Here is a 21,954-nt window from a genome sequence, read left to right on the forward strand (position 1 = left end):
GTGAAGGTACATATAATCATGCAGTTGCCTGCCCACCTTGCCAAGCGCGCCGGGCCCCGTGTTAGAATTTCGCGCTAGATCCCTTGATCTGTGTCAAGCCCAGCCGAGCCGCTCGCGGGGTCTGAGCATGCAGGAGGAATCGATGAGCTTGGTTGCGGCACAGACACCGGCAGCGCAAACCTGGGAGGCCCGCCGGGACTGCTCGCTTTCCGTGGTCGAACGCAAGTGGCTGTTTCGTGTCACGGCGACCTGGTCGGGTGCCATCGCAATCGCTTTCTCGTATTTCGGCGCCTGGCCGGTACTTCCCTTTACCGGACTCGAGCTCTGTCTGCTGTGGTGGGCTCTACGGCAAATCGACGCCAGCGCCGACGACTTCGAGAGGATCACCCTTGAAGCGGAACGCTTGACGATCGAGACACGTTGCGGCGCGCGGTGGCAACGCCATGCCTTTCATCCGTACTGGGCGCAGCTGCAGTTCGATCGGACTCCGGGACAGCAGCGCCGCCTGCTGATCCGCTCGCATGGCAAGGAAGTCGAAGTTGGCCGCTGGCTGACGGAAGAACAGAAGTGGGTGCTCGGCAACGAGCTGAAGAAGAACCTGGGCGCCGCTCGGCCCGAGAAAACTCCCTGAGGAGAGCGTTTTGAAGATGCCTCATCGTTTCTGTCAACGCGCGAACGTCTTATGGTCGGGCCTGCTTGCCGCAGCGGCGCCGGCGCTGGCACGCGCCGAGTCGACTGCCGACACCGCTTTCTCCGCCACTGCGAGCCACGAGCCGTCGGCCATGCACGGCTATGTTCTGGTCATGCTTACCGTGCTCTTCGTGACGATTTTTGCGATCACCATCTACTCGATGGCCAAGCACCGGAAGGGCGCCGGCAATCAGGCGAGCACGTTCTCGGGGCCGACCGGAACGGTGCAGTGGCTGTGGGCGATGGTGCCGTTCGCCATCTTGCTTTTCGTCGACTACATTCTGATCAGCCTCCACTTTGCCGGCTGAACCACCGCGCAGCCTGGAAAGAAGTGATCGTCGTCAAACAAAGACCACATCGCGCGTGCAGGTGACTGATTCCCGCGGGGATGGCATCATTCGCCAGCGCTGCGGCGTGCGCTTATTCAGAAATCCTCGGAAGTTGCCAGCTTGCGCGGAAGCAGGGGTTGAGACGATGAAACAAAGAAGCGACAGGAAAGCGATATGGCAGTGATCAGCACCAGCTCCCGGCGTTCGCCCGGGCAGCGCCTGGGGGCTTTCTTCGAGTTGTGCAAGCCGCGGGTCAACAGCCTGATCGTGTTCACCGCGATGATCGGCATGTTTCTGGCGGCGCCATCGTTCCCGCCGTTCGGGCTTTTTGTCGCCGCCTCGGTCGGCATCGCCCTGGTCGCTGGCGCGGCCGCCGCAATCAACTGCCTGATCGAGCAGGAGATTGATGCTCGCATGGCGCGAACGCGTGCCCGACCGACCGCGCGGGGCGAGGTTTCGGCACGCGAAACACTGACCCTGGCAACCGTGGTCGGCGGCCTGGGATTGTGGATTCTGCACGCCTTCGTCAATCCGCTCACCATGTGGCTGACGCTGGCCACCTTTTTCGGCTATGCGGTGATCTACACCGTGGTGCTGAAACCGGCGACGCCGATGAACATCGTCATCGGCGGCGCCTCCGGCGCCATGCCCCCGCTACTCGGCTGGGCGGCGATCACCGGCCAGGTCGGCGCCGAAGCGCTGGTCCTGTTTCTGATCATCTTCATCTGGACGCCACCGCACTTCTGGGCCCTGGCCTGTTACCGCTGCGCCGAGTACGCCAAGTCGGGTCTGCCTATGCTGCCGGTCACCCACGGCATCCGCCTGACCTGCCTGCACAGCCTGCTTTACGTGGTGATGCTCACCGGCGCAACCATCGTGCCCTACACGCTTGGCATGAGTGGTCCCTGGTATCTGGCGGCAGCTCTGATTCTCGACGGCATCTTCCTCCTCTACAGTGTCACCCTCTGGCGGGACTACAGCGACAAGCTGGCCAGGCTGACGTTTCGCTATTCGATCATCTATCTGACCCTGCTCTTCGCGGCACTGCTCGCCGATCATTTCCTGCGCTGATCGCTCAGGCCGCGAGCGCGGCCAGCAGCTTCTCGTGAATGCCGCCAAAACCGCCGTTGCTCATCACGAGAATCTGGTCGCCGGCGCTTGCAGCGCCCGCAATCCGCCCCACCAGCTGCTCCAGATCGTTCTCGACGATCGCTTTTTCGCCCAGCGGAACGAGCGCCTCCGCAACGTCCCAGCCAAGATTCGCCGCGTAGCAGAAGACCTCGTCGGCGTCGGCCAGGCTGCCTGGCAGCAGTGCCTTCATGATCCCCAGCTTCATGGTGTTCGAACGCGGTTCGAGAACGGCCAGGATGCGCGCCCGGCCGACCTTGTGCCGCAAACCGGCGAGAGTGGTCGCGATCGCCGTCGGATGGTGCGCAAAATCGTCATAGACCTCGACGCCGCGGACAGTACCGCGCAGCTCCATGCGTCGTTTGACATTCTCGAACGTCGCCAGCGCCGCCAGGCCCTGAGCGAAAGACACCCCGACATGTCTGGCCGCGAGCAGGGCGGCCAGCGCGTTGAGCCGGTTGTGCGCGCCGCTCAGCGCCCATTGCGTGCAACCAATCAGTTGCTCGCCCTGCCACAACTGCAGTGAACCGTCTGCGTCGTCGCCCTCGACACGCCAGCCTTGCGCATCGTTGAAGCGTTCGACCGGGGTCCAGCAGCCGCGCGCCAGGACGCGCTCCAGACTGGCCTCGGCGGCATTCGTCAGGAGCAGGCCATTGCCCGGCAGAGTACGCACCAGATGGTGGAACTGCGTCTCGATCGCCGCCAGATCAGCGAAGATGTCGGCATGATCGAACTCAAGGTTGTTCAGGATCGTCGTTCGCGGGGAGTAGTGAATGAACTTCGATCGCTTGTCGCAAAAGGCGCTATCGTATTCGTCTGCTTCAATCACGAAGAACGGCGAGTCGCTGTCGTCGCCGGACAGGCGTGCCGAAACGCCGAAGTTCAGCGGCACCCCCCCGATCAGGAAGCCGGGGCTCAGGCCGGCCTGCTCGAGAATCCACGCCAGCATGGCGGCGGTCGTGGTCTTGCCGTGCGTCCCGGCGACGGCCAGTACCCAGCGTCCATGCAGCACGTGCTCGGCCAACCATTGCGGCCCAGAGACGTAGGGCAAGCCACGGTCGAGGATCTCCTCGAGCAGCGGGTTGGTGCGGGAAATGGCGTTGCCAACCAGGTAACAATCGGGTTCGAAAGCGACCTGTGCCGCATCGTAGCCTTCGACGAGCTCGATCTGTGCCGCTTCGAGCTGCCTGCTCATCGGTGGGTAAACGCTGCTGTCGCAGCCGGTTACGCGGTGCCCGGCGGCCCGCGCCAGCTGGGCAAGCCCCCCCATGAAGGTGCCACAGATGCCGAGGATATGAATATGCATTTGGCCGATCCAAGTTAGAATTGCTGCGCAGAAGACGCGATTGTACCCCGCCCGCAGGCCTGCCTTCCTGGCCTGCCCGGACGACCCCAGCTTGCCCTTCGACACCACCACGCGCCACCGGAAAGCTTTGATGAGCAGCCGACAGGATCGCCAGCGCGCCCCACAGCAGCGCAGCCGCATCGCCAGCCTCGCAGCACGTCTGATGGCCGAGGACGGCATCAACTCGGCGGCGTTGGCCAAACGCAAGGCGGCGCGCAGCCTCGGCTTGCCGGACAGCGCCGCGATGCCCGACGATGCCGAAGTCGAGGCCGAACTGCGAACCTACCAGCGCCTCTTCCAGGAAGACGAACAGCAGGCGAGGCGCCTGCACCTGTTGGGAATCGCGGCGCGGCTGATGACCGCCGTGCAGCGCTTCAACCCCTACCTCAGCGGTTCGGTGCTTGACGGCACTGCCGGCCGTTACGCCGAGATCGACATTCAGCTCTTCGCCGACAGCGCCAAGGACGTCGAGATCTTCCTCCTCAACGAGCGTATCAACTACCGCCACAGCCCGCCGCGTACCGATCGCGCAGAAGCAGTGCTGACCCTGCTCATTGACGATGCGGTCGCCAACCTGGTGGTCTACCCACGCGACGACGAGCGCGTGAGCTTCAAGACACGCGACGGCCGGGTCCGCGAGCGCGCGCGCCTGGCGGCGGTGCAGCAACTACTGGCCGGCAACGGCAGGCCCGCAGCATGAGCAGAGGGCGCGGTTTCCTGATTGGGCTCCTTGCCGCTATCATCGCCTTACTGGCAGCCATCTACAACGCAACGCAGCACTCGAGCACCGTCCAGCGGGCTTTTGCAGCTGTCCCGCCCGACGCCGTCGCGCACCTGTTCGCCACCACGCTCGACGACGAGAACGGTCTGCCGCAGCCACTTTCACAATGGCGCGGCAAGACTCTGGTGGTCAATTTCTGGGCCACCTGGTGCCCCCCCTGTCGAGAGGAGATGCCGGCTTTTTCGCGACTACAGCGGGCATATGCGGCTAACGGGGTGCAATTTGTCGGTATCGCGCTGGATTCGGCCGACAGCGTTCGCGACTTCTCCGAACGCCATCCGGTCGCCTACCCGCTGTTGATGGGTGGCGCCAAAGGTGTTGAGCTGGCAGGCCAGTTCGGCAATTCGTCGCTCAGTCTGCCCTACACCATCGTTCTCGATCAGGACGGCGCCGGGCGTCTCCTTCGACTGGGGCCCTTGGCGGAAAGCGAACTCGACGATTTCCTGCGCAAATTGACCGCCCGCTGAAGACAGTTGCTGGACAAAATGCGCCCATTTGCGGCAAACTTGCAGCCATGAAGAAGCAAAAGACCCACACCGCGGAAACCGACAAAGAACCGCTCAGTCCGCACCTGCTCGTCCTGCACGGGCCCAATCTCAACCTCCTCGGCACGCGAGAACCCAAGCACTACGGATCGACCACTCTCGCCGAAATCAATTTGGCCCTGGCCAAGCGCGCCGAGGCTGCCGGCGTCAACCTGGAGTCGTTCCAGAGCAATCATGAAGGCGCACTGATCGAACGTGTGCACGCCGCGGGCCAGCAAGGCGTCAGCTACATGATCGTCAACCCAGCGGCCTACACGCACACCAGCGTCGCCCTGCGCGACGCGATTGCAGGAACCGGCATTCCCTTTATCGAAGTCCACCTCTCCAATGTGCACGCGCGCGAAGCTTTCCGCCACCATTCGTACTTCTCCGATCTGGCGATTGGCGTCATCACCGGCCTTGGCAGCGAGGGTTATCTGCTGGCGCTCGAATACCTACTGAGCAAGGTTTCAGCTGAGTGAGCCTTCGAGCAATACGTTGTCTGGCGCTCGTGGCCCCTGGCCGCGAACGAGTATGTTCATCCGGAGAGAATTAATGGATCTGCGCAAGTTAAAGAAACTGATTGATCTCGTCGAGGAGTCGAGTATCACCGAACTCGAGATCAATGACGCCGAAGAGAGGGTGCGCATCGTGAAACATGGTGGTGCCATGGCTCATCAAGCCTACGCCATGACCATGGCCACGCCGACCCAGATGATGGCCGCCGCGCCGGCAACGGTCGCCGTCACGGCATCCGACGGACCGCAACTGCCGGACGGCGACGTCGTCAAGGCGCCGATGGTCGGCACTTTTTACCACTCAGCCAGTCCAGGCGGCGAGCCCTTCGTCCGGCTGGGCAGCGTCGTCAAAACCGGCGACACGCTCTGCATCATTGAGGCAATGAAATTGCTCAACGAGATCGAAGCCGATCACGCGGGTACGGTGATGGCCATTCTGGTCGAGAATGGCGAGCCAGTCGAATACGGCGAGCCGCTATTCGTCATCGGCTAGGGAGAATCTTCCGTCATGTTCGGGAAAGTCCTTATCGCCAATCGCGGCGAAATCGCCCTGCGTATCCAGCGTGCCTGTCGCGAACTCGGCATCAAGACAGTGGTCGTTCACTCGGAAGCCGATCGCGAAGCCAAGTACGTCAGACTCGCTGATGAATCGGTCTGCATCGGTCCGCCACCTTCGGCGCTGAGCTACCTCAACATCCCGTCGATCATTTCGGCGGCCGAAGTCACGGATTCCGAAGCCATTCACCCCGGCTATGGCTTTCTCTCCGAAAACGCGGACTTTGCCGAGCGGGTGGAGTCCTCGGGCTTCGTTTTCATCGGCCCCCGTCCGGAGACTATCCGCCTGATGGGCGACAAGGTCTCTGCCAAGGAGGCCATGCGCGCCGCCGGGGTTCCCTGCGTCCCCGGATCGCTGGGCGTGCTGCCCGAAGACCCCAAGGAAATCCTGCGCCTGGCCAAGGAAGTCGGCTACCCGGTCATCATCAAGGCGGCGGGTGGCGGTGGCGGGCGCGGCATGCGCGTCGTACACACCGAAGCAGCGCTGGTCAACGCGGTGACCATGACCCGTAGCGAAGCGCAGAATTTCTTCAGCAATCCACAGGTTTATCTCGAAAAGTACCTGGAAAACCCGCGCCACGTCGAGATCCAGGTGCTCGCCGACAGTTTTCGCAATGCGGTCTTTCTCGGCGAGCGTGATTGCTCGATGCAGCGCCGCCACCAGAAGATCATCGAGGAGGCTCCTGCTCCGGGAATTGCCGCCCGCCACATCGCGCGCATTGGTGAGCGTTGTGCCGAAGCCTGTCGACGCATCAACTATCGCGGTGCGGGAACCTTCGAATTCCTCTACGAGAATGGCGAGTTCTATTTCATCGAGATGAACACGCGCATTCAGGTCGAACATCCGGTCACCGAACTGATCAGTGGCGTCGATCTGGTCGCCGAGCAGATCCGTATTGCCGACGGCGAACGGCTGCGCTTCAAACAGCGGGATCTGGCTTTCAGCGGCCACGCCATCGAATGCCGAATCAACGCCGAAGACCCGTTCACCTTTGTTCCTTCGCCCGGCAAGATCACCTTCTACCACCCCCCCGGCGGACCCGGCATCCGCGTGGACTCGCATATTTATCAGGGCTACACCGTGCCATCACACTACGATTCGATGGTCGCCAAGGTGATTGCCTACGGTGACACTCGCGATCAAGCGATTCGCCGCATGCGCACCGCACTGTCGGAAATGAGTATCGAAGGCATCAAGACCAACATCGCCCTTCATCAGGAACTGATGCATGATGCCCGCTTCATGGAAGGTGGCACCAGCATTCACTATCTCGAACAGCGGCTGGCCGCCAAGAACGAACTCAACAAGGGCGCCTGAGCGGCGCCGATCAGCGATGGCCTGGCTATCCCTCAGTATCCAAACCGACTGCCTGCACGCCGAGGCCCTGGCCGATGCGCTCCTTGAGGAAGGGGCGCTGGCAGCGAGCATCGAGGATGCCGACGCCGGCACCGTCGACGAGACGCCGCAATTTGGCGAGCCCGGTTCGATGACCCGGCCGGGATGGGAGCGCTCGCGCGTGGTCGCCCTGCTCAAGCCAGACACCGATAGCACGCGACTGGTCAGCCTCTGTGCGGCGCGAGCCGGCCTCGACCAGGCACCTGCCTTTGCCGAGGAGGAGATCGCCGAGCAGGACTGGGTGCAGGTCACCCAGGCGCAGTTCGAACCGATTCGCGTCTCCGAGCGTTTGTGGATCGTTCCGTCGTGGCACGACGCGCCCGATCCGCAGGCCATCGTTCTGGTCCTCGATCCCGGGATGGCCTTCGGCACCGGTTCGCACCCCACGACCCGGTTGTGCCTGGAGTGGCTCGAAAACTGCATTGCGCCGGCAGTCTCGGTCCTCGACTACGGTTGCGGTTCGGGCATCCTGGCCATCGCCGCGGCCAGACTCGGGGCCAGCGATGTGCTGGGAGTGGACATCGACCCACAGGCGGTGGCCGCGTCGGTCAGCAACGCCGAGCGCAACGGTGTCGCCGTCCGCTTCCAGGACTCGGAACGCGAAGTGAAGGGGCAGTTCGACATCGTCGTCGCCAACATCCTGGCCAACCCGCTGAAGGTTCTGGCACCAGCGATCTGTGGCCACGTACGTCGCGGCGGTCGCCTGGCGCTGTCGGGGATCCTCGCCGAGCAGAGCGATCAGCTTGTCGCTGCCTACGCGCCCTACCTGCCGCTGCGCGTTGCCGACACGCGCGATGGCTGGGTATGCCTCGCCGGCGTGAAGGACTAGCCGATGAAAACCTGCTGCCCGGGCTGCCAGACGATTTTTCGCGTAACCCCGGAGCAACTCAAGGCGCGTGCCGGGAAGGTCCGCTGCGGGCAGTGTCGACGGGTGTTCAACGCTCTCGACAGCCTGCTCGACGACGCTGAACCGGTCGTCGCTGCGCCGCCAGCGACGGCGCCGGATGTCCCGCTCGAGTCGGCAACGCCACTGCACACGGAAACCCCGCCGCAAGCGGAAACACCGCCGCGGTCGGACAGCGCGGACGAGGCGGCCCCCGCCGTCGCCGCGCTGCTGCGCGAGGACATCGACGCCGCCGAGACCGCGAGCGGGGAGGACGACGAACACGCACCCGCCGACGCCGAGCCTTCCGGTCGCGCCGAGCCTTACCTTGCTGCCTACACCCTCGACACTGTCGCCGACAGTACGCACCATGCGATTCCCGAGGGCGCTCGCGAAAGCCTTGCGGACAGCATGCGCGTCAGCCCGCCAACCGATTCGCCGCCAATGGCCACCGGGCGAGTGGCGAACGGCACGGAAAGGGACGCCATCCACGACGCCGAGCACGGGCTCCTGCCGCGTGAAAAAAAGGACCTGCCGGGTTACGATCGCTGGCTGGAAGGCGCCATCAGCCAGCCCGCGCCGCCGGTCGCCGGCAAGGCGCCGGCCGCGCCCTTCGTGATCGTCATCGTCCTCCTGGTCCTGACCCTGATCGGCCAGACGATCTTTCATTTCCGCGGGGTGATCGCCCTCACCACACCCAGCACACGACCGGCACTGGCCGCGCTGAGCGCCGCTTTGGGCACCGACATCCCGCTGCCGCGTCACGTCGATCTGGTCAGTATCGAAGCCTCGGATCTGCAGAGCGAACCGGGACGAAACAAGCAACTCGTGCTCCAGGCGACCCTGCGCAACCGGGCCAGCTATGCGCAGGCGTACCCGGCGATCGAACTGACGCTCACCGACAGCGCCGACAAGCCCATCGTGCGCCGCGTTTTCATGGCCGACGAGTACCTCGCGCCGGCACAGCTTGCCGAAAAATCGTTCGCCGCCAACGCCGACGTCGAAGTTCGCCTGTGGCTGGACGCCAGTGAGGTCAAGGCCGCCGGCTACCGGCTTTACGTCTTCTATCCGTAAGCCTTGCCCATCATTCCCTCATCCCGATGTAACTCCCCGGAAAGTCAATGTCGACACTCATTTGCGGCTCAATCGCCTTCGATAACATCATGGTCTTCCATGATCGTTTCAAGAACCACATCCTGCCCGAGCAGATTCACATCCTCAATGTCGCGTTCCTGGTTCCCGAGATGCGGCGCGAGTTCGGTGGCTGCGCCGGCAACATCGCCTACAACCTCAAGCTGCTCAATGGCGAACCCCTGATCATGGCCACGGTCGGTGACGACGCCGACCCCTATCTGCTGCGCCTGGACGATCTTGGCTTGTCGCGGGCGCACGTGCGCCGCATTGCCGGCAGCTTCACCGCCCAGGCTTTCATCACCACCGACCTCGACGACAACCAGATCACCGCCTTCCACCCCGGCGCGATGACCTACTCGCACCTCAATCACGTCGCCGATGTGCCTGGAGCGACCCTCGGAATCGTCGCACCGGACGGACGCGACGGCATGCTGCAGCACGCGCAGGACCTCGCGGCGGCTGGCGTCCCCTTCGTTTTCGATCCCGGCCAGGGGCTGCCGATGTTCTCCGGCGAGGACCTGATGGGCTTCATGAAGCTCGCCAGCTACGCCTGTTTCAACGATTACGAGGCGAAGCTGCTCTGTGACCGCACCGATCGATCGATCGAACGACTGGCCGACGAGGTCGACGCGCTGGTCGTGACCCTCGGTGGCGAAGGCTCGCGCATCTACGCCAAAGGCCTTTGCCACGAAATCCCGGCTGTCCAGGCCACTGCCGTCGTCGATCCCACCGGTTGCGGGGATGCCTACCGCTCAGGGCTGCTCTACGGTATTGGCGCCGGCTGGGACTGGCAGAAAACGGGTCAGCTTGCCGCCGTGATGGGGGCGATCAAGATCGCCCATCGTGGCGGACAGAACCATCGCCCGACACGCAACGAGATCGCCGATCATTTCGCCAGCGCTTTTGGCAGTCGCCCCTGGTAAGCCAACGGCAGCGACGGGGCATGTGATTTCAGCGCCTCGGCCCGCTGCGGTCTGATCGCCCATCCCGGCGCGCCAACACAAAACGCCTAACTCAGCTTGCACTCGTTGGCCAGCGGCTGGCCGGTCCTGGCGTTCATCAAGACGCTCTTCCAGGGCAGATCGATCCACAGCAGACCATTCTGCCGATCCTCGTAGCGAGGCAGGCCCGAGCTCGAGTCGTAGCGCAGCAAGGTGCGCCGCTTGCCCTGCCAGTCCAGCTCGATCATGCGGGTGTTTTTTTCATTGCGCCGGACCAGGACGCTGCGCCCGAGTTCACAGAAGTAGACCCCGCTGCCGAGGGGAATCTGCAGTTGCCCGCCCTCGCTGGTGATACCTGGTTGCGCGGCGGCAACAACCGACGGCGGCCGCTGCTCGAAGAGCGCGCAGCCGGCGAGGACGATCGGCAGAATGGCGATGCTGACGATGAGCGGGCGATGAACTGGCACGCGTAAACCTCGAATCGTGAAAAGGAGACGGGAAAGAGCATGACAGGTTTCACGAAAACGACAAGATTTGCCAGCAAGTCTGGCGGTACCTTGCCGCGCAAGAGCGTTTGCACCGGCCCGGCGCTTCGCCAACGACGCCAGCCACTGCGCCCGAGCGCGCAGGCGGCCGCCGCTTACCCGTACTGGTTTCCCGCGCTTGACAGCGCCGACCGGGCCAGAGAAACTCTGCGCAGTGCGCACGCCTACCCCCGACCACTCCCCGCTCATTGCGGCCCGCCATCCCTCCCTCATATCGCCCGACGATGAATGAACGCGACGCCCTGCTGACCACCGCAGTGCGCGCCGTCGAGACCGTCGACGGGGACAGGCAAAGCTGGACCGACGAGGACCGCTCGTGGTCCAGCCAGGCGGCGGCAGAGGCCGTCGGTGAAGGCGCCAGAGCCGCTGATTTCATCGCCTGCCGCGCGCGATTTGCGCTCGACCGCTTGCGACCGCGTGACCCCGGTTTCGTTCGCGTCGTAGACGGTCTGCTGTGGCGCGGCTGGATCGCTGCCCTGGTGATGGTGCTCTCCTTTGCCGCCGGTGTGCTCATCGACCGCATCGGATCGGGCCAGAACATCAACCTGCTGGCGCCACCGGTGCTCGGCCTGCTGGCGTGGAACGTCGCGGTCTACCTCTTGCTTCTCGTCAATAGCCTGCGCCGCGGTGGCAAACCAGCCCGTCAAGCGGGCCCCGTGCGCCGCGCGCTGGTCGCCGGCCTGGCCGGCAGCGGTCGCCGGCTGCGCCAACGCGGCGTCGCCATGCCGGCTGCCGTGCTGCCCCGACTGCTGGGCGACTGGAGTCAGATTGCCGCGCCTCTCTACGCCGCACGCGTCGCACGCCTGCTGCACTTCGCCGCCGCACTGTTTGCCGCCGGCATCCTGAGCGGGCTTTATCTGCGCGGACTGGCCTTCGAATATCGCGCCGGCTGGGAGAGTACCTTCCTCGACGCCGAAACGGTGCACCGCCTGCTGAGCGTGCTGCTGGCACCGGCGCTGTGGCTCACCGGTTCGCTCCTGCCCGACGTTGACCGACTCGCCGCGATCCGCTTCGGCGTCCTGCCGGCGACGGAAAACGCCGCGCCTTGGTTGCATCTTCTCGCCGCCACGCTGTTCATCGTCGTCATCGTGCCGCGCAGCGTTCTCGGTATTGCCAGCGGCCTGCTTGAACGCCATCGCCGCGCACGCCTGCTCGGCGACCTTGGCGACCCCTATTTCCAGCGCCTGCTGCACGGCTACCTGGCCGGACCGGCTCAGCTGACCGTCATCCCCTACAGCTATCACCCGGCGCCGGCAACGACGACCGGCCTGCAGCGGCTGCTCAGGCGGGTCTTCGGCGACAACGCGCAGCTCACCTGGGCGACGCCGGTGAGCTATGGCGGAGAAGAGACGCTACCGGCAGGCGGGCACCGCGAGGGCCACGGCCTGAGCGTCGCGCTGTTCAGTCTGCTGGCCACCCCGGAGCGCGAAACACAGGGCGCCTTCGTTCGTGCCGTGCGCGCCATGGGAAATGGCGGGCCGGTCCTCGTGCTGGTCGATGAAGCGCCGTGGCGCGCCCGTTTCGACCCCGATCCACGCCGTATCGAACAGCGCCGGGCCGCCTGGCGCAGCGAACTCGCCGATCTCGCCGAACTCGGGCTCACCCCGGTTTTCCTGGATCTCGCCCAAGCCGATCTGAACGCGGCGCAGGACGAGATCGAACGTCGTCTGGAGGGCTCGGCATGAGCGCAGATCGCATCTCCCTGTCGCTGATTTCGCATACCAACGCCGGCAAGACAACGCTGGCGCGGACGCTGCTCGGCTGCGACGTCGGCGAGGTACGCGACGCACCGCACGTCACCGTCGACGTCAACGCCTACTCGCTGATCAGCACGCCCGAAGGCGACGAATTGACGCTCTGGGACACCCCCGGGTTTGGCGACAGCGCCCGACTTGCCAAGCGCCTGCGCCAGCAGGGCAACCCCATCGGCTGGTTCGTCGGGCAGGTCTGGGATCGCTTTCGTGATCGCTCGATGTGGTTTACCCAGCAGGCGGTGGCCAACGTCCGCGACCAGGCCGACGTGGTGCTCTACCTGGTCAATGCCTCGGAGGAACCGGCTGACGCCGGTTACCTCGAACCCGAGCTTGCCGTTCTCGAGTGGATCGGCAAACCGGTCATCGTCCTCCTCAACCAGACCGGCCGTTCGCGACCGCCCGCCGAGGAAGCCGCCGAACACGACCGCTGGCGAAGCCTCCTCGGCGGCTATCCAATCGTCCACTCGGTGCTCCCGCTGGACGCTTTTGCACGCTGCTGGGTGCAGGAGATCACCCTCCTGCACGAAGTCGGCACGATGTTGCCGGCACAACGCGGGGAAGCCTACGCACGCCTGGTCGGCGCCTGGCAGGCGCGCCGTGAGGCACAGTTCGACGCGTCGATGGCGGTGTTGGCAGAAACGCTGGCGCGCGCCGCGCTGGATCTCGAAACCTTGCCCGAAACGCGGCTGACAGGAACGCTGCGCGACCTCAAGCGCGCGCTCGGTGTTGGCCGCAACGCGGCGGCTGGCGACGACGCTGCCGGGGACGACAAGGCGCGCGCCCTGCAGGCGCTCGCTTCGCGCGTCGACAGCGATCTGCAGGCGGGGCTCGATCGTTTGATCGCCATTCACGAACTCGAAGGCCACGCCAGCGAAGAGCTGCTGCGGCGCATCGCGCTGACCGTGAGCGTCGAAGCCCCGGTCAATGAGCGCAAGGCGGCGCTCATGGGCGGCGCGGTATCCGGCGCATTGACCGGCCTCGGCGTCGACATCGCGCACGCCGGCCTGACGCTCGGCGCCGGGATGATCACCGGCGCCGTCGTCGGCGCGCTGGGCGGCGCCGGCATTGCCCGCGGCGTCAATATGGCGCGCGGTCGACGCGGCACCACCTTGCGCTGGGACGACAGCTTCCTGTGCGAACTGGTGGTCAGCTCGCTGTTGCGCTACCTGGCCGTCGCGCATTACGGGCGCGGACGCGGCGAGTGGCGAGAAACCGAGTATCCGGCGTTCTGGCCCCCGCTGGTGACCGCGGCCGTCGCGGCGAGCAGGGCCAGGCTGCTGGCTGCCTGGGCCGGCCGCGAGACGGGCGTCGCGGCGAGCGACATCGACCCGGGCAGCGTTGCCGGCGCCGCCACGCCGCTGATCGCCGAGATCGCCCGCAAGCTGCTCGACGACCTCTATCCCGCTGCCCCGGGCTGAGCGAGAACAGAGCATGGAGTGGATGGCGCTGCTCGTCGCCGGCGTTTTCGAATGGGGCTGGCCGGTCGGGCTGAAGCTCGGCTGGTCGCCGAGTGGCGCCCATTGGGGCTGGCTGGCCTTCGCCGCACTGAGCATGGGCGCCAGCGGCGCGCTGCTGCTGATCGCGCAGCGGCAAATTGCCATGGGCACCGCCTACGCCGTGTGGACCGGCATCGGCGCCGTCGGTACCTTCGTTCTCGGCATACTCCTCTTTGGCGAAGCAGCAACGATAGAGCGTTTCTTCTGCGTTGCCCTGATCGTCGCCGGCATCGTCGGCCTCAAGATCGCCTCGAAGTAGGCGCCGGAACGATGGACTGGGTGGCACTTCTCGTCGCCGGACTTTTCGAGTGCGGCTGGCCGCTGGGGCTCAAACTCGGGCACGGCGAGCGCGGCACGCACTGGGGATGGATCTCCTTTGCCGGCGTGTGCATCGTCGCCAGCGGCGCACTGCTGCTCTACGCGCAACTGAGCATTCCGATGGGCACCGCCTACGCGGTATGGACCGGGATCGGCGCCGTCGGCACCTTTGCGCTCGGCATCGCGGTATTCGGGGAGGCGGCAACGCTGGCCCGTTTCTTCTGCATCGGCCTGATCGTCGCCGGCATCCTCGGCCTGAAGCTGGTGGCGTAGCCGCGCCGTTGCATTCAGGCAATCACGCGACAAGGCCGTCGCGAACGCCCCTGATCGCAGCCAACCGACTCATTGCACGCCTACCGGCGGCCAGGACAGGCGATAATGCGCGTCCCGTTTCAAACGCGGTGGCCTGCCTTCCGGCGACCGGTACTGCGCGCCAACTGACAGGCAGACCCATGCACCGAACCATTTTCGGCACCCCGATCGTCAACACCCTGCTGCGCGCTTTCTCGGTGAGCTTCCTGAAGCTCACCGGCTGGAAGATCGAGGGCAGTCTGCCGCCGTCGGCGAGCAAGAGCGTGTTGATCGCCGCTCCGCACACCAGCAACTGGGACCTGCCCTACACGCTGATGGTCGCCTTCGCCCTGCGGCTGAATATCTACTGGATGGGCAAGGCGCAGATTTTCAGGCCGCCGTTTCGCGGCCTGATGATGTGGCTCGGCGGCATCCCCGTTGCGCGCGAAACGGCCAACAATCTGGTCGCCGCGTCGGCAGCCGCGCTCAAGGCCGCCGATGGCCCGGTGCAACTGATCGTCCCGCCCGAAGGAACACGCAGCAAGACGCGGCAATGGAAGACCGGCTTCTACCATATCGCCGTCAGTGCACAGGTGCCGATCGTCCTCGCCTACATGGATTACGAGAAAAAGGTCAGTGGCCTGGGAGAAATCTTCGTGCCGACCGGCGACGTCGAGGCCGACATCGCTGCCATCAAGGCTTTCTATGCACCGTTCAAAGGCAGGAACGCCAGCCAGTACCACGCCGATTGATGCGCTGGCGCAGCGCGTATCAATCGGGCGATTCGACGGACTCCACCGGCTCCACCGACTCGGCAGAGGCGGAGGGTCCAGCCGGGGCGACGGGTGCAAGGTGCAGGTCCAGTGCATAGAACACGGCCAGAGCGGCGTAGGCGTCGTTGGCCGCATAAAGAAGCTGGTTCGGCAGCAGCGTCTGGCGCGCCCAGTTGGACGTCGTCACCGAGCGCGACTTCTGCAGGCGCTGTCCGAGGACCATGGCCACCGCGGCTTTCGCGCCAATCGTCTGGCGAATTCCCTTCCTGCGCAGCGCGTCCGCAAGATCGATCATCGCCCGAATGCTGGCGCCAAGCTTGCTCAGCAGCACCGTCCGATCCGACTTCAGCCCGAAGCCGACCTTCACCACCGCGTCTGATTCGACGACGCTCTTGATGAATTCGCACGCCGCCGCGCCTTCGACGCGGACGATGAAGGCCTGCTCGCGCAGCGCGAACTGGGCGACGTGCGGCCCGCTGGTCAGCTCACCCTTGGCAAAGGTCGGCTTGCTCTCGGTGTCGAAGCCGACGAAACCGGCACGCAGGATTTCGCCGCGCGCGGCCTCGAACTGCGCCGCTGTCCTCAGCAAATGAATACGCTCAAGGGGCAAGCCGGCAAAAGGCGGGAGCTGCGCAATTTCTTCCCGGGTCGGGCGCTGCGGAGCCATCGCATTCGTCATTCGCTGCATCACTTCGCTGTAAGGAACTATCTGTTCGCGCCGGCGCGAGAAGCGCAGGCGTCAGGCCAGGGATTATCGTCGAATCCGCTGTTCGGTGCAGGGTTGAATCTCCGGGGCCTATCGGAATACCATCGCGAGAGTTTCAACCCCGGTGCCGAGACCATTCCCCGTCTCCACAAGCTGCGGGCGGCGCACCGGGCAGCCACGCCGCGCCGGGGAATTGCCCACGATGTCCACCACACCAGGAGCGATCAATGGCCAAGAAGAGTGACGAAGTATGCGGTTTTCTCCCCAAAATCGACGCGCAGAGTCCGCAAGGCACTCTGGGGCGTCTCAAGCTCAGTGACCTCAAGCCCACCCAGAACGCCGTCGGCATGGACGAAGTGAACGTCAAGGTGGCGAAAATCAAGGAAAAGAGCGACAGCGCTCTGGAAGACTATCTCCTGCCGCGCACCGTCCCGGTGATCATCGGCAACGGCGGGCAGTTCTACCTCATCGACCACCACCACTTGAGCGTTTCGCTGTGGCGCGCCAAAGGCGACATGGAGGTCCCGGTCCTCGTCACGCGCAACTGGAATTCCATCGCGGGAAAGCACTTCTGGAAAACGATGGCCGCCAATAACTGGGTGTACCCCTTCGACGCCATGGGCGCCGGTCCGAACAATCCGAGCACACTCAAGCAGCACGTCAAAGACCTCGACAACGACCTGTATCGGAGCCTCTCCTGGCTGGTGCGCGAAGGCTACGGCTACGTCAAGGACCCCAATAACGCCATCTTCGCCGAGTTCAAATGGGGCAGCTTCTTCCGCACCCGCGTGATCTTCGCCGAGCAGCTGACGTGCAAGAAGAACTGCATGGAGATGACCCTGGAAGACATTCGCCAGGCCGACCCCGACGACTACGACGAGAAGATCGGCTGGGCGCGCTATTTGGCGAGTTCTCCCGAGGCGGCGGGACTGCCGGGATTCGTCGGTCGCTCGGGTTAGCGCGAGCGCGCTGGCAGGAAAGGCTGCGTAGCGAGCCCGATCAGCGGCGCGTTGCGCAGCCGCGAAGAGAGCCGTCGAGCCGTCGTAAAAACCGAATGGGCACCCAATGAGGTGCCCATTTTCCTGTGCTTCTGGCACGCCCGAGACGATTCGAACGTCCGACCCCTGCCTTCGGAGGGCAGTACTCTATCCAACTGAGCTACGGGCGCGTGCAGGACGGCAAGCTTAACCGGTTTGCCCTGGGCCGTCCAGCTCGGCACTTCTGGGCGGCGGCAAACGGCGTTACAATTCGTCATCTAACCCGCAGACAACCAAGGATTCGGCATGGCGCAAAAACAATTTTCTTCACGGACGATCCTGGTGATCACCATCGTCATCGCCGTTCTCCTGATGGTCGTCATCTGGCCGCTGTCGATGATCGGCAAGGGCAGCGCCCAGTCCGCCAGCGACGCCGACGCGATCTATGCCCGCATTCTGCCGGTGGCCAAGCTGGCGTACCAGAAGCCGGCAGCGACTGCAGCCGCAGGGGAGCCGCGTAGCGGCGAGGCGGTTTACAAGGCAGTCTGCATGGCCTGCCACGCCAGTGGCGCCGCCGGCGCGCCGAAGGCAGGCGACAAGGAAGCCTGGGCGCCGCGCATTGCCACCGGAACCGACGCACTGGTCGCCAGTGCCACCAACGGCAAGGGCGCGATGCCGCCCAAGGGTGGCGCCGCGGACCTGACCGACGACGAGATCAAGGCTGCCGTCGAACATCTGCTGGGCCTCGTCAAGTAAGGCGTTTGCTCGGGTGTAACAAAAAAAGAGACCGCAGGGTCTCTTTTTTTACCTGGGAAGAAGCTTCTTCCCAGGCTCACGGCGTGCGGCAGTGATTACTTGGTCGTAGCCGGAGCAGCACTCTCAGCCGCGGGTGCCGCGTCCATCTTCTCGCCTGCCACAGGCTTGGCCGCTGCCTTGTGAGCGGGCGCCTTTGCTTTTGGCTTGGCATCGTGCATCTTCTCGCCAGCCATCGCTTCCGGCTTGGCGGTCGCGCCTTCGACCGGGGCGGCGTCCATCTTATCGCCCGCCGGATGCTTGGCCACTGCTTTGTGCGCCGGCGCCTTCGCCTTCGGCTTGGCGTCGTGCATGGTTTCGGTAGCCATCGCTTCGGGCTTGGCGGTCGCTGCGGTGGCAGCAACTGCCGGGGTCACCGCGGGAGTCGCTGCAGGGGTCGCAACCGCTGGCGTCGTCGCAGCTGGCGTTGCGGCAACCGCTGCGGCTGGCTTGACGGCCTCGACGGCCTTGGTTGCGCCGGCGGCAGAAGGCGCTTGTGCGAAAGCGGCGGTGCTGAAAGCGGCGGCGATGGCAACGGCGATGATGTTCTTGAACATGTGGATCTCCTGAGATTGATTGGTATTGTGCGCTCGGCCGTTTTGCTGTTTCTGTTGTTTCGGCCTTGCCAGCATTAACGCGGGCGCTTGCCAATGCGATGTCAGGTCGCGCGTAACGTCGCGTAACGCGCTGTAACCACCTCCCGGAGCAGAGGGACTTGCCAGGATTCACCGGGCCTTGCCGAGCATCGCTTTCATCGCTGCCAGGCGGTCGGAGTTGGCGGCCTTGTCCGGCGGCGCGGCGCTCTTGCCGCCGGACACGCGCAGATCCTCGCTGCCCATTTCGGCGACGAAACGCGACGGCTCGCAGGGAATCGTTTCGCGGCCCTGCTTGCGTCGCTCGCAATAGCTCAGGTGCAGCGACCGCTGCGCGCGGGTGATTCCGACGTACATCAGGCGGCGCTCCTCCTCGATGCGGCCGTCGGCCTGCGCTTCGCGGTGCGGCAGAATGCCTTCTTCGATACCGATCAGAAAGACGTGCCTGAACTCCAGCCCCTTGGCGGCGTGCAGGGTCGATAGCTGGACGGCGTCGACGTCCGCCTCGTTCTTGTCGAGCAGGTTGATCAGGGCAATGGTCTGGGTGAGGTCGATCAGCGTCTTGTTTTCCTCCTGGCCCTTCTTGCCCAGCCAGTCGCAGAACTCCTGGACGTTGCCCCACTTTATTTGCGCCGCACGCTTCTCGTCGCGCTCGTTGAGCCAGTCCTCGTAAGCGATGGCGTCGAGCAGTTCGCCGAGTAGCTGCGCCGCCGGGTCGCGGTCGGCGCGCGCCTGCAGGCGATTGATGAATTCGCAGAATTCGAGCAGCGGCGCCAGCTGGCGCGGCTGCACGCGCTGCGCGAAGCCCTGTTCGAAAGCGGCGGCGAACAGCGACAGGTGGCGTTCGCCAGCGTAGCCGCCGAGCGCCTGCAGCGTGCTGGCGCCGACGCCACGCCGCGGCGTGCCCACCGCACGGATGAACGCCGGGTCGTCGGCGTCGTTGGCCAGCAGGCGCAGATAGGCGACGAGATCCTTGATCTCGCTCTTCTCGAAGAACGACTGGCCGCCGGACAGCAGGTAGGGGATGCGCTGGTTGCGCAGGAAATGCTCGAGCGCCCGCGCCTGGAAGTTGCCGCGGTAGAGGATGGCGTAATCGCGGAACGCGCCGCGATGCTCGAAGCGGTGCGCCTGCAGCTTCATGACCACCGCCTCGGCTTCCTTTTCGTTGTCCTGGCAGATGCTGACGGTGATCGGGTCGCCGTGGCCGAGGTCGGACCACAGCTTCTTGTCGAACAGCTTTTCGTTGTGCGCGATCAGCGCGTTGGCCGCCTTGAGGATGCGCACCGTCGAGCGATAGTTCTGTTCGAGCTTGATCAGCTTGAGCTGCGGATAGTCGCGCGGCAACCCGCGCAGATTTTCGATGTCGGCGCCGCGCCAGCCATAGATCGCCTGGTCGTCGTCGCCGACCGCGGTGAACGCGGCGCGCGGTCCGGCGAGCAGCTTGAGCAATCTGTACTGGCTGGTGTTGGTATCCTGATATTCGTCGATGAGCAGGTAGCGCAGGCGGTTCTGCCACTTCTCGCGCACTTCCGGATGATTTTCGAAGAGCGCCACCGGCAACGCGATCAGGTCGTCGAAATCGACCGCCTGATACGCCTGCAGAGTCGCCGAATAGCTGGCGAAGGCGTTCGCGGCGAGCAGTTCGGTGTCGTTCTGCGCTTCCTTGCGCGCCTGATCGGGCGAGACCAGCGCGCTCTTCCAGTTCGAGATCAGCGATTGCAGCTTGCGGATGACCGCCTTGTCGACGCTGGCGGCCAGTTCGGAGACGATGGCAAAACAGTCGGTGGAATCGAGAATCGAGAAGTTCGGCTTGTAGCCGAGCGTGCGCGCTTCCTCGCGCAGGATGCGCACGCCGAGCGCGTGGAAGGTCGAGATGGTCAGGCCTTTCGACGGCTTGTCGGCGAGCAGCTTGCTCACCCGCGCCTGCATTTCCTTCGCCGCCTTGTTGGTGAAGGTGATGGCGGCGATATTGCCCGGGCTGAAACCGCAGACCTCGATCAGATAGGCGATCTTCTCGGTGATCACCCGCGTCTTTCCCGATCCGGCGCCAGCCAGAACCAGCAGCGGACCGTCGAGGTAGCGGATCGCTTCGCGTTGCGGGGGGTTGAGCGAGGACATCGGGCGGGCGGACACCAGCGGGGGCGGAAGCGGGGGGCGATTCTAGCATGCTCGCCGAGGGCCACCGAGCTGGCGCCGGGCCGGCCAGCGGCAGCGAGGCGCGACGAGACGTTCCGTCCTTGCCCTGGGCACGGTTTCGTCAGAACATGACGGACCTTGCCCTCAAGCTGCCTCGCCAACCCTGAGCCTCCCCGCCATGTCGCCATGTCTTCGCTGATTCGCCGTCTGTTGCTTGCTGTGCCCGTCGTCGTGCTGATCGGCGGAGGCGTGTGGTGGGCAACGCGGCCAGAGCCGGTGGCGGTGGTGTTCAGGGAAATCGAACGCGGCCTGGTCGAATCGACGATCGCCAACACCCGCGCCGGGACCATCGAAGCCTGCCAGCGCACCAAGCTGTCGACGATCACCGGTGGCCGCATCGAGGTGCTGGCGGTCAGGGAGGGCGACCGCGTCGAGAAGGGCCAGCTGCTGATGAAGCTGTGGAACGACGACCAGCAGGCGCAGCGGGCGTGGTACGCCACGCAGGTGGCCACCGCTCGCCAGCGCGTAAACGAAGCCTGCACCGTCGCCGCCAACGCCGAACGCGAGGCCGAGCGACAGGCGAGCCTGCGCGCCAAGGGCTTTGTGTCGCCCGCCAAGGAGGACAGCGCGCGCAGCGAGGCGCAGGCCAGGAGCGCCGGTTGTGCCGCCGCCAGGGCCGACGTCGTGCAAGCCGAAGCGCGAGTCCGCCTGACCCGCGTCGAGGAGGGCCGGACCGTGCTCTACGCGCCTTTCGCCGGCACCGTCGCCAAGATCGTCGGCGAGGTCGGCGAGTACTCGACGCCGTCGCCGCCGGGCGTGCCGACGCCGCCGGCGATCGACCTGATCGACGACTCGTGCCTGTACGTCAAGGCGCCGATGGACGAAGTCGATGCGCCGCGCATCGCTGCCGGGCAACCGGTGCGGATCAGCCTCGACGCGCTGCCCAGGCAATCGTTCCCGGGCAAGGTCAAGCGCGTCGCGCCCTACGTCTCGGCGCTCGAGAAGCAGGCGCGCACGGTCGATATCGAGGCCACTTTCGACGACCCGACGGCGCCCGGCAAGCTGCTCGTCGGCTACAGCGCCGACATCGAAGTGATCCTCGACGTGCGCGAGAACGTCGTCCGGGTACCGACCTCGGCGCTGCTCGAAGGCGGACGAGTGCTGGTCGCCGGCGCCGAAGGCAGGCTCGAAGAGCGCAAGGTGAAGACCGGTCTGGCCAACTGGGAGTTCGCCGAAGTGCTCGACGGGCTGGCGCCGGGTGACCGCGTCGTGACCTCGCTCGAACGCGCCGGCGTCAAGGCCGGCGCGCCTTATTCGGTCGACGGCCAGGCGGCCGCCGGCCGCTAGCC

Annotated in this window: 24 protein-coding genes and 1 tRNA gene; 19 read left to right on the plus strand and 6 right to left on the minus strand. The window is 65.0% G+C overall.

Translation table 11 applies throughout. The features are described from left to right. Window positions 1-142: 142 nt before the first annotated feature. From QZ613_RS18290 to cyoE, 3 genes are all read left to right on the plus strand, one after another. A complete protein-coding gene (locus QZ613_RS18290) occupies window positions 143-631 on the plus strand; it encodes a DUF2244 domain-containing protein (RefSeq protein WP_291983466.1) in 489 nt (162 codons plus the stop codon). Between the two features lie 16 nt (window positions 632-647). Next, window positions 648-998: a cytochrome c oxidase subunit II transmembrane domain-containing protein gene (locus QZ613_RS18295; RefSeq protein WP_291868039.1), complete on the plus strand. Its 351-nt coding sequence runs from the start codon at window positions 648-650 to the stop codon at window positions 996-998. A 195-nt stretch (window positions 999-1,193) separates the two neighbouring features. Then, window positions 1,194-2,090, plus strand: coding sequence for a heme o synthase (gene cyoE / locus QZ613_RS18300; protein ID WP_043562627.1), 897 nt, complete (start codon window positions 1,194-1,196; stop codon window positions 2,088-2,090). Between the two features lie 4 nt (window positions 2,091-2,094). Here the strand turns inward: cyoE and mpl are convergent, their stop codons facing one another. Continuing rightward, complete coding sequence (gene mpl, locus QZ613_RS18305; protein ID WP_291983467.1) at window positions 2,095-3,453, minus strand: UDP-N-acetylmuramate:L-alanyl-gamma-D-glutamyl-meso-diaminopimelate ligase; 1,359 nt, start codon at window positions 3,451-3,453, stop codon at window positions 2,095-2,097. A gap of 130 nt (window positions 3,454-3,583) precedes the next feature. Here mpl and QZ613_RS18310 point away from each other — a divergent pair, with 130 nt between their 5' ends. The 8 genes from QZ613_RS18310 to QZ613_RS18345 all read left to right on the plus strand — a co-directional run bounded on the left by QZ613_RS18310 (window position 3,584) and on the right by QZ613_RS18345 (window position 10,206). After that, window positions 3,584-4,192: a hypothetical protein gene (locus QZ613_RS18310; protein ID WP_291983468.1), complete on the plus strand. Its 609-nt coding sequence runs from the start codon at window positions 3,584-3,586 to the stop codon at window positions 4,190-4,192. After that, the gene (locus tag QZ613_RS18315) at window positions 4,189-4,740 is read left to right on the plus strand and encodes a TlpA disulfide reductase family protein (protein ID WP_291983470.1); all 552 of its coding nucleotides are present in this window, start codon (window positions 4,189-4,191) and stop codon (window positions 4,738-4,740) included. The genes QZ613_RS18310 and QZ613_RS18315 overlap by 4 nt, the downstream gene beginning before the upstream one ends. Window positions 4,741-4,787: 47 nt before the next feature. Next, window positions 4,788-5,279, plus strand: a complete 492-nt coding sequence (gene aroQ / locus QZ613_RS18320; protein WP_043562621.1) for a type II 3-dehydroquinate dehydratase — start codon at window positions 4,788-4,790, stop codon at window positions 5,277-5,279. Window positions 5,280-5,352: 73 nt separating this feature from the next. Then, the gene (gene accB / locus QZ613_RS18325; protein ID WP_291983472.1) at window positions 5,353-5,808 is read left to right on the plus strand and encodes an acetyl-CoA carboxylase biotin carboxyl carrier protein; all 456 of its coding nucleotides are present in this window, start codon (window positions 5,353-5,355) and stop codon (window positions 5,806-5,808) included. Between the two features lie 15 nt (window positions 5,809-5,823). After that, complete coding sequence (accC, locus tag QZ613_RS18330; RefSeq protein WP_043562617.1) at window positions 5,824-7,188, plus strand: acetyl-CoA carboxylase biotin carboxylase subunit; 1,365 nt, start codon at window positions 5,824-5,826, stop codon at window positions 7,186-7,188. 16 nt (window positions 7,189-7,204) lie between these two features. Further along, the gene (gene prmA / locus QZ613_RS18335; RefSeq protein WP_043562615.1) at window positions 7,205-8,095 is read left to right on the plus strand and encodes a 50S ribosomal protein L11 methyltransferase; all 891 of its coding nucleotides are present in this window, start codon (window positions 7,205-7,207) and stop codon (window positions 8,093-8,095) included. Between the two features lie 3 nt (window positions 8,096-8,098). Further along, window positions 8,099-9,223 (plus strand): DUF3426 domain-containing protein, encoded by a 1,125-nt coding sequence (locus QZ613_RS18340; RefSeq protein WP_043562614.1) that lies wholly within the window; start codon window positions 8,099-8,101, stop codon window positions 9,221-9,223. A 47-nt stretch (window positions 9,224-9,270) separates the two neighbouring features. Beyond that, the gene (locus QZ613_RS18345) at window positions 9,271-10,206 is read left to right on the plus strand and encodes a carbohydrate kinase family protein (protein WP_043562613.1); all 936 of its coding nucleotides are present in this window, start codon (window positions 9,271-9,273) and stop codon (window positions 10,204-10,206) included. A gap of 86 nt (window positions 10,207-10,292) precedes the next feature. Here QZ613_RS18345 and QZ613_RS18350 read toward each other — a convergent pair whose 3' ends face one another. Beyond that, window positions 10,293-10,691 carry a hypothetical protein gene (locus QZ613_RS18350; protein ID WP_291983474.1) on the minus strand — a complete coding sequence of 133 codons (399 nt, stop codon included), beginning with the start codon at window positions 10,689-10,691 and terminating at the stop codon, window positions 10,293-10,295. A 302-nt stretch (window positions 10,692-10,993) separates the two neighbouring features. On the opposite strand from QZ613_RS18350, the gene QZ613_RS18355 reads away from it, so the two are divergent. The 5 genes from QZ613_RS18355 to QZ613_RS18375 all read left to right on the plus strand — a co-directional run bounded on the left by QZ613_RS18355 (window position 10,994) and on the right by QZ613_RS18375 (window position 15,380). Next, on the plus strand, window positions 10,994-12,454 hold the full coding sequence (locus tag QZ613_RS18355) for a DUF2868 domain-containing protein (RefSeq protein WP_043562612.1): 1,461 nt from the start codon (window positions 10,994-10,996) through the stop codon (window positions 12,452-12,454). After that, window positions 12,451-13,941, plus strand: coding sequence for a DUF3482 domain-containing protein (locus QZ613_RS18360; protein ID WP_291983476.1), 1,491 nt, complete (start codon window positions 12,451-12,453; stop codon window positions 13,939-13,941). The genes QZ613_RS18355 and QZ613_RS18360 overlap by 4 nt, the downstream gene beginning before the upstream one ends. 13 nt (window positions 13,942-13,954) lie before the next feature. Further along, window positions 13,955-14,278: a multidrug efflux SMR transporter gene (locus tag QZ613_RS18365; protein ID WP_043562608.1), complete on the plus strand. Its 324-nt coding sequence runs from the start codon at window positions 13,955-13,957 to the stop codon at window positions 14,276-14,278. Between the two features lie 11 nt (window positions 14,279-14,289). Continuing rightward, window positions 14,290-14,610, plus strand: a complete 321-nt coding sequence (locus tag QZ613_RS18370; RefSeq protein WP_043562606.1) for a multidrug efflux SMR transporter — start codon at window positions 14,290-14,292, stop codon at window positions 14,608-14,610. Between the two features lie 179 nt (window positions 14,611-14,789). Beyond that, entirely contained in the window at window positions 14,790-15,380 is a 591-nt protein-coding gene (locus QZ613_RS18375) for a 1-acyl-sn-glycerol-3-phosphate acyltransferase (RefSeq protein WP_043562604.1), read from the plus strand. 19 nt (window positions 15,381-15,399) lie between these two features. Here QZ613_RS18375 and QZ613_RS18380 read toward each other — a convergent pair whose 3' ends face one another. Then, entirely contained in the window at window positions 15,400-16,080 is a 681-nt protein-coding gene (locus QZ613_RS18380) for a 3'-5' exonuclease domain-containing protein 2 (protein ID WP_291983479.1), read from the minus strand. A 254-nt stretch (window positions 16,081-16,334) separates the two neighbouring features. Here QZ613_RS18380 and QZ613_RS18385 point away from each other — a divergent pair, with 254 nt between their 5' ends. After that, window positions 16,335-17,066 (plus strand): ParB/Srx family N-terminal domain-containing protein, encoded by a 732-nt coding sequence (locus tag QZ613_RS18385; RefSeq protein WP_291903252.1) that lies wholly within the window; start codon window positions 16,335-16,337, stop codon window positions 17,064-17,066. Window positions 17,067-17,198: 132 nt separating this feature from the next. Here the strand turns inward: QZ613_RS18385 and QZ613_RS18390 are convergent. Beyond that, window positions 17,199-17,275 (minus strand) — tRNA-Arg (locus tag QZ613_RS18390). A gap of 115 nt (window positions 17,276-17,390) precedes the next feature. Between QZ613_RS18390 and QZ613_RS18395 the strand changes: the two genes are divergently transcribed. Then, the gene (locus tag QZ613_RS18395) at window positions 17,391-17,840 is read left to right on the plus strand and encodes a c-type cytochrome (protein WP_291866398.1); all 450 of its coding nucleotides are present in this window, start codon (window positions 17,391-17,393) and stop codon (window positions 17,838-17,840) included. Window positions 17,841-17,935: 95 nt separating this feature from the next. On the opposite strand, the gene QZ613_RS18400 is transcribed toward QZ613_RS18395, so the two are convergent. Both QZ613_RS18400 and QZ613_RS18405 read right to left on the minus strand, forming a co-directional pair. After that, complete coding sequence (locus QZ613_RS18400) at window positions 17,936-18,433, minus strand: hypothetical protein (RefSeq protein ID WP_291866401.1); 498 nt, start codon at window positions 18,431-18,433, stop codon at window positions 17,936-17,938. 168 nt (window positions 18,434-18,601) lie between these two features. Further along, window positions 18,602-20,587, minus strand: coding sequence for a UvrD-helicase domain-containing protein (locus QZ613_RS18405; RefSeq protein ID WP_042334027.1), 1,986 nt, complete (start codon window positions 20,585-20,587; stop codon window positions 18,602-18,604). A gap of 204 nt (window positions 20,588-20,791) precedes the next feature. Here QZ613_RS18405 and QZ613_RS18410 point away from each other — a divergent pair, with 204 nt between their 5' ends. Further along, the gene (locus QZ613_RS18410) at window positions 20,792-21,952 is read left to right on the plus strand and encodes an efflux RND transporter periplasmic adaptor subunit (RefSeq protein ID WP_291983481.1); all 1,161 of its coding nucleotides are present in this window, start codon (window positions 20,792-20,794) and stop codon (window positions 21,950-21,952) included. Window positions 21,953-21,954 lie beyond the last annotated feature (2 nt).

It is taken from the genome of Candidatus Accumulibacter sp. ACC005 (genome assembly GCF_907163215.1).
Classification (GTDB): Bacteria; Pseudomonadota; Gammaproteobacteria; order Burkholderiales; family Rhodocyclaceae; genus Accumulibacter; species Accumulibacter regalis.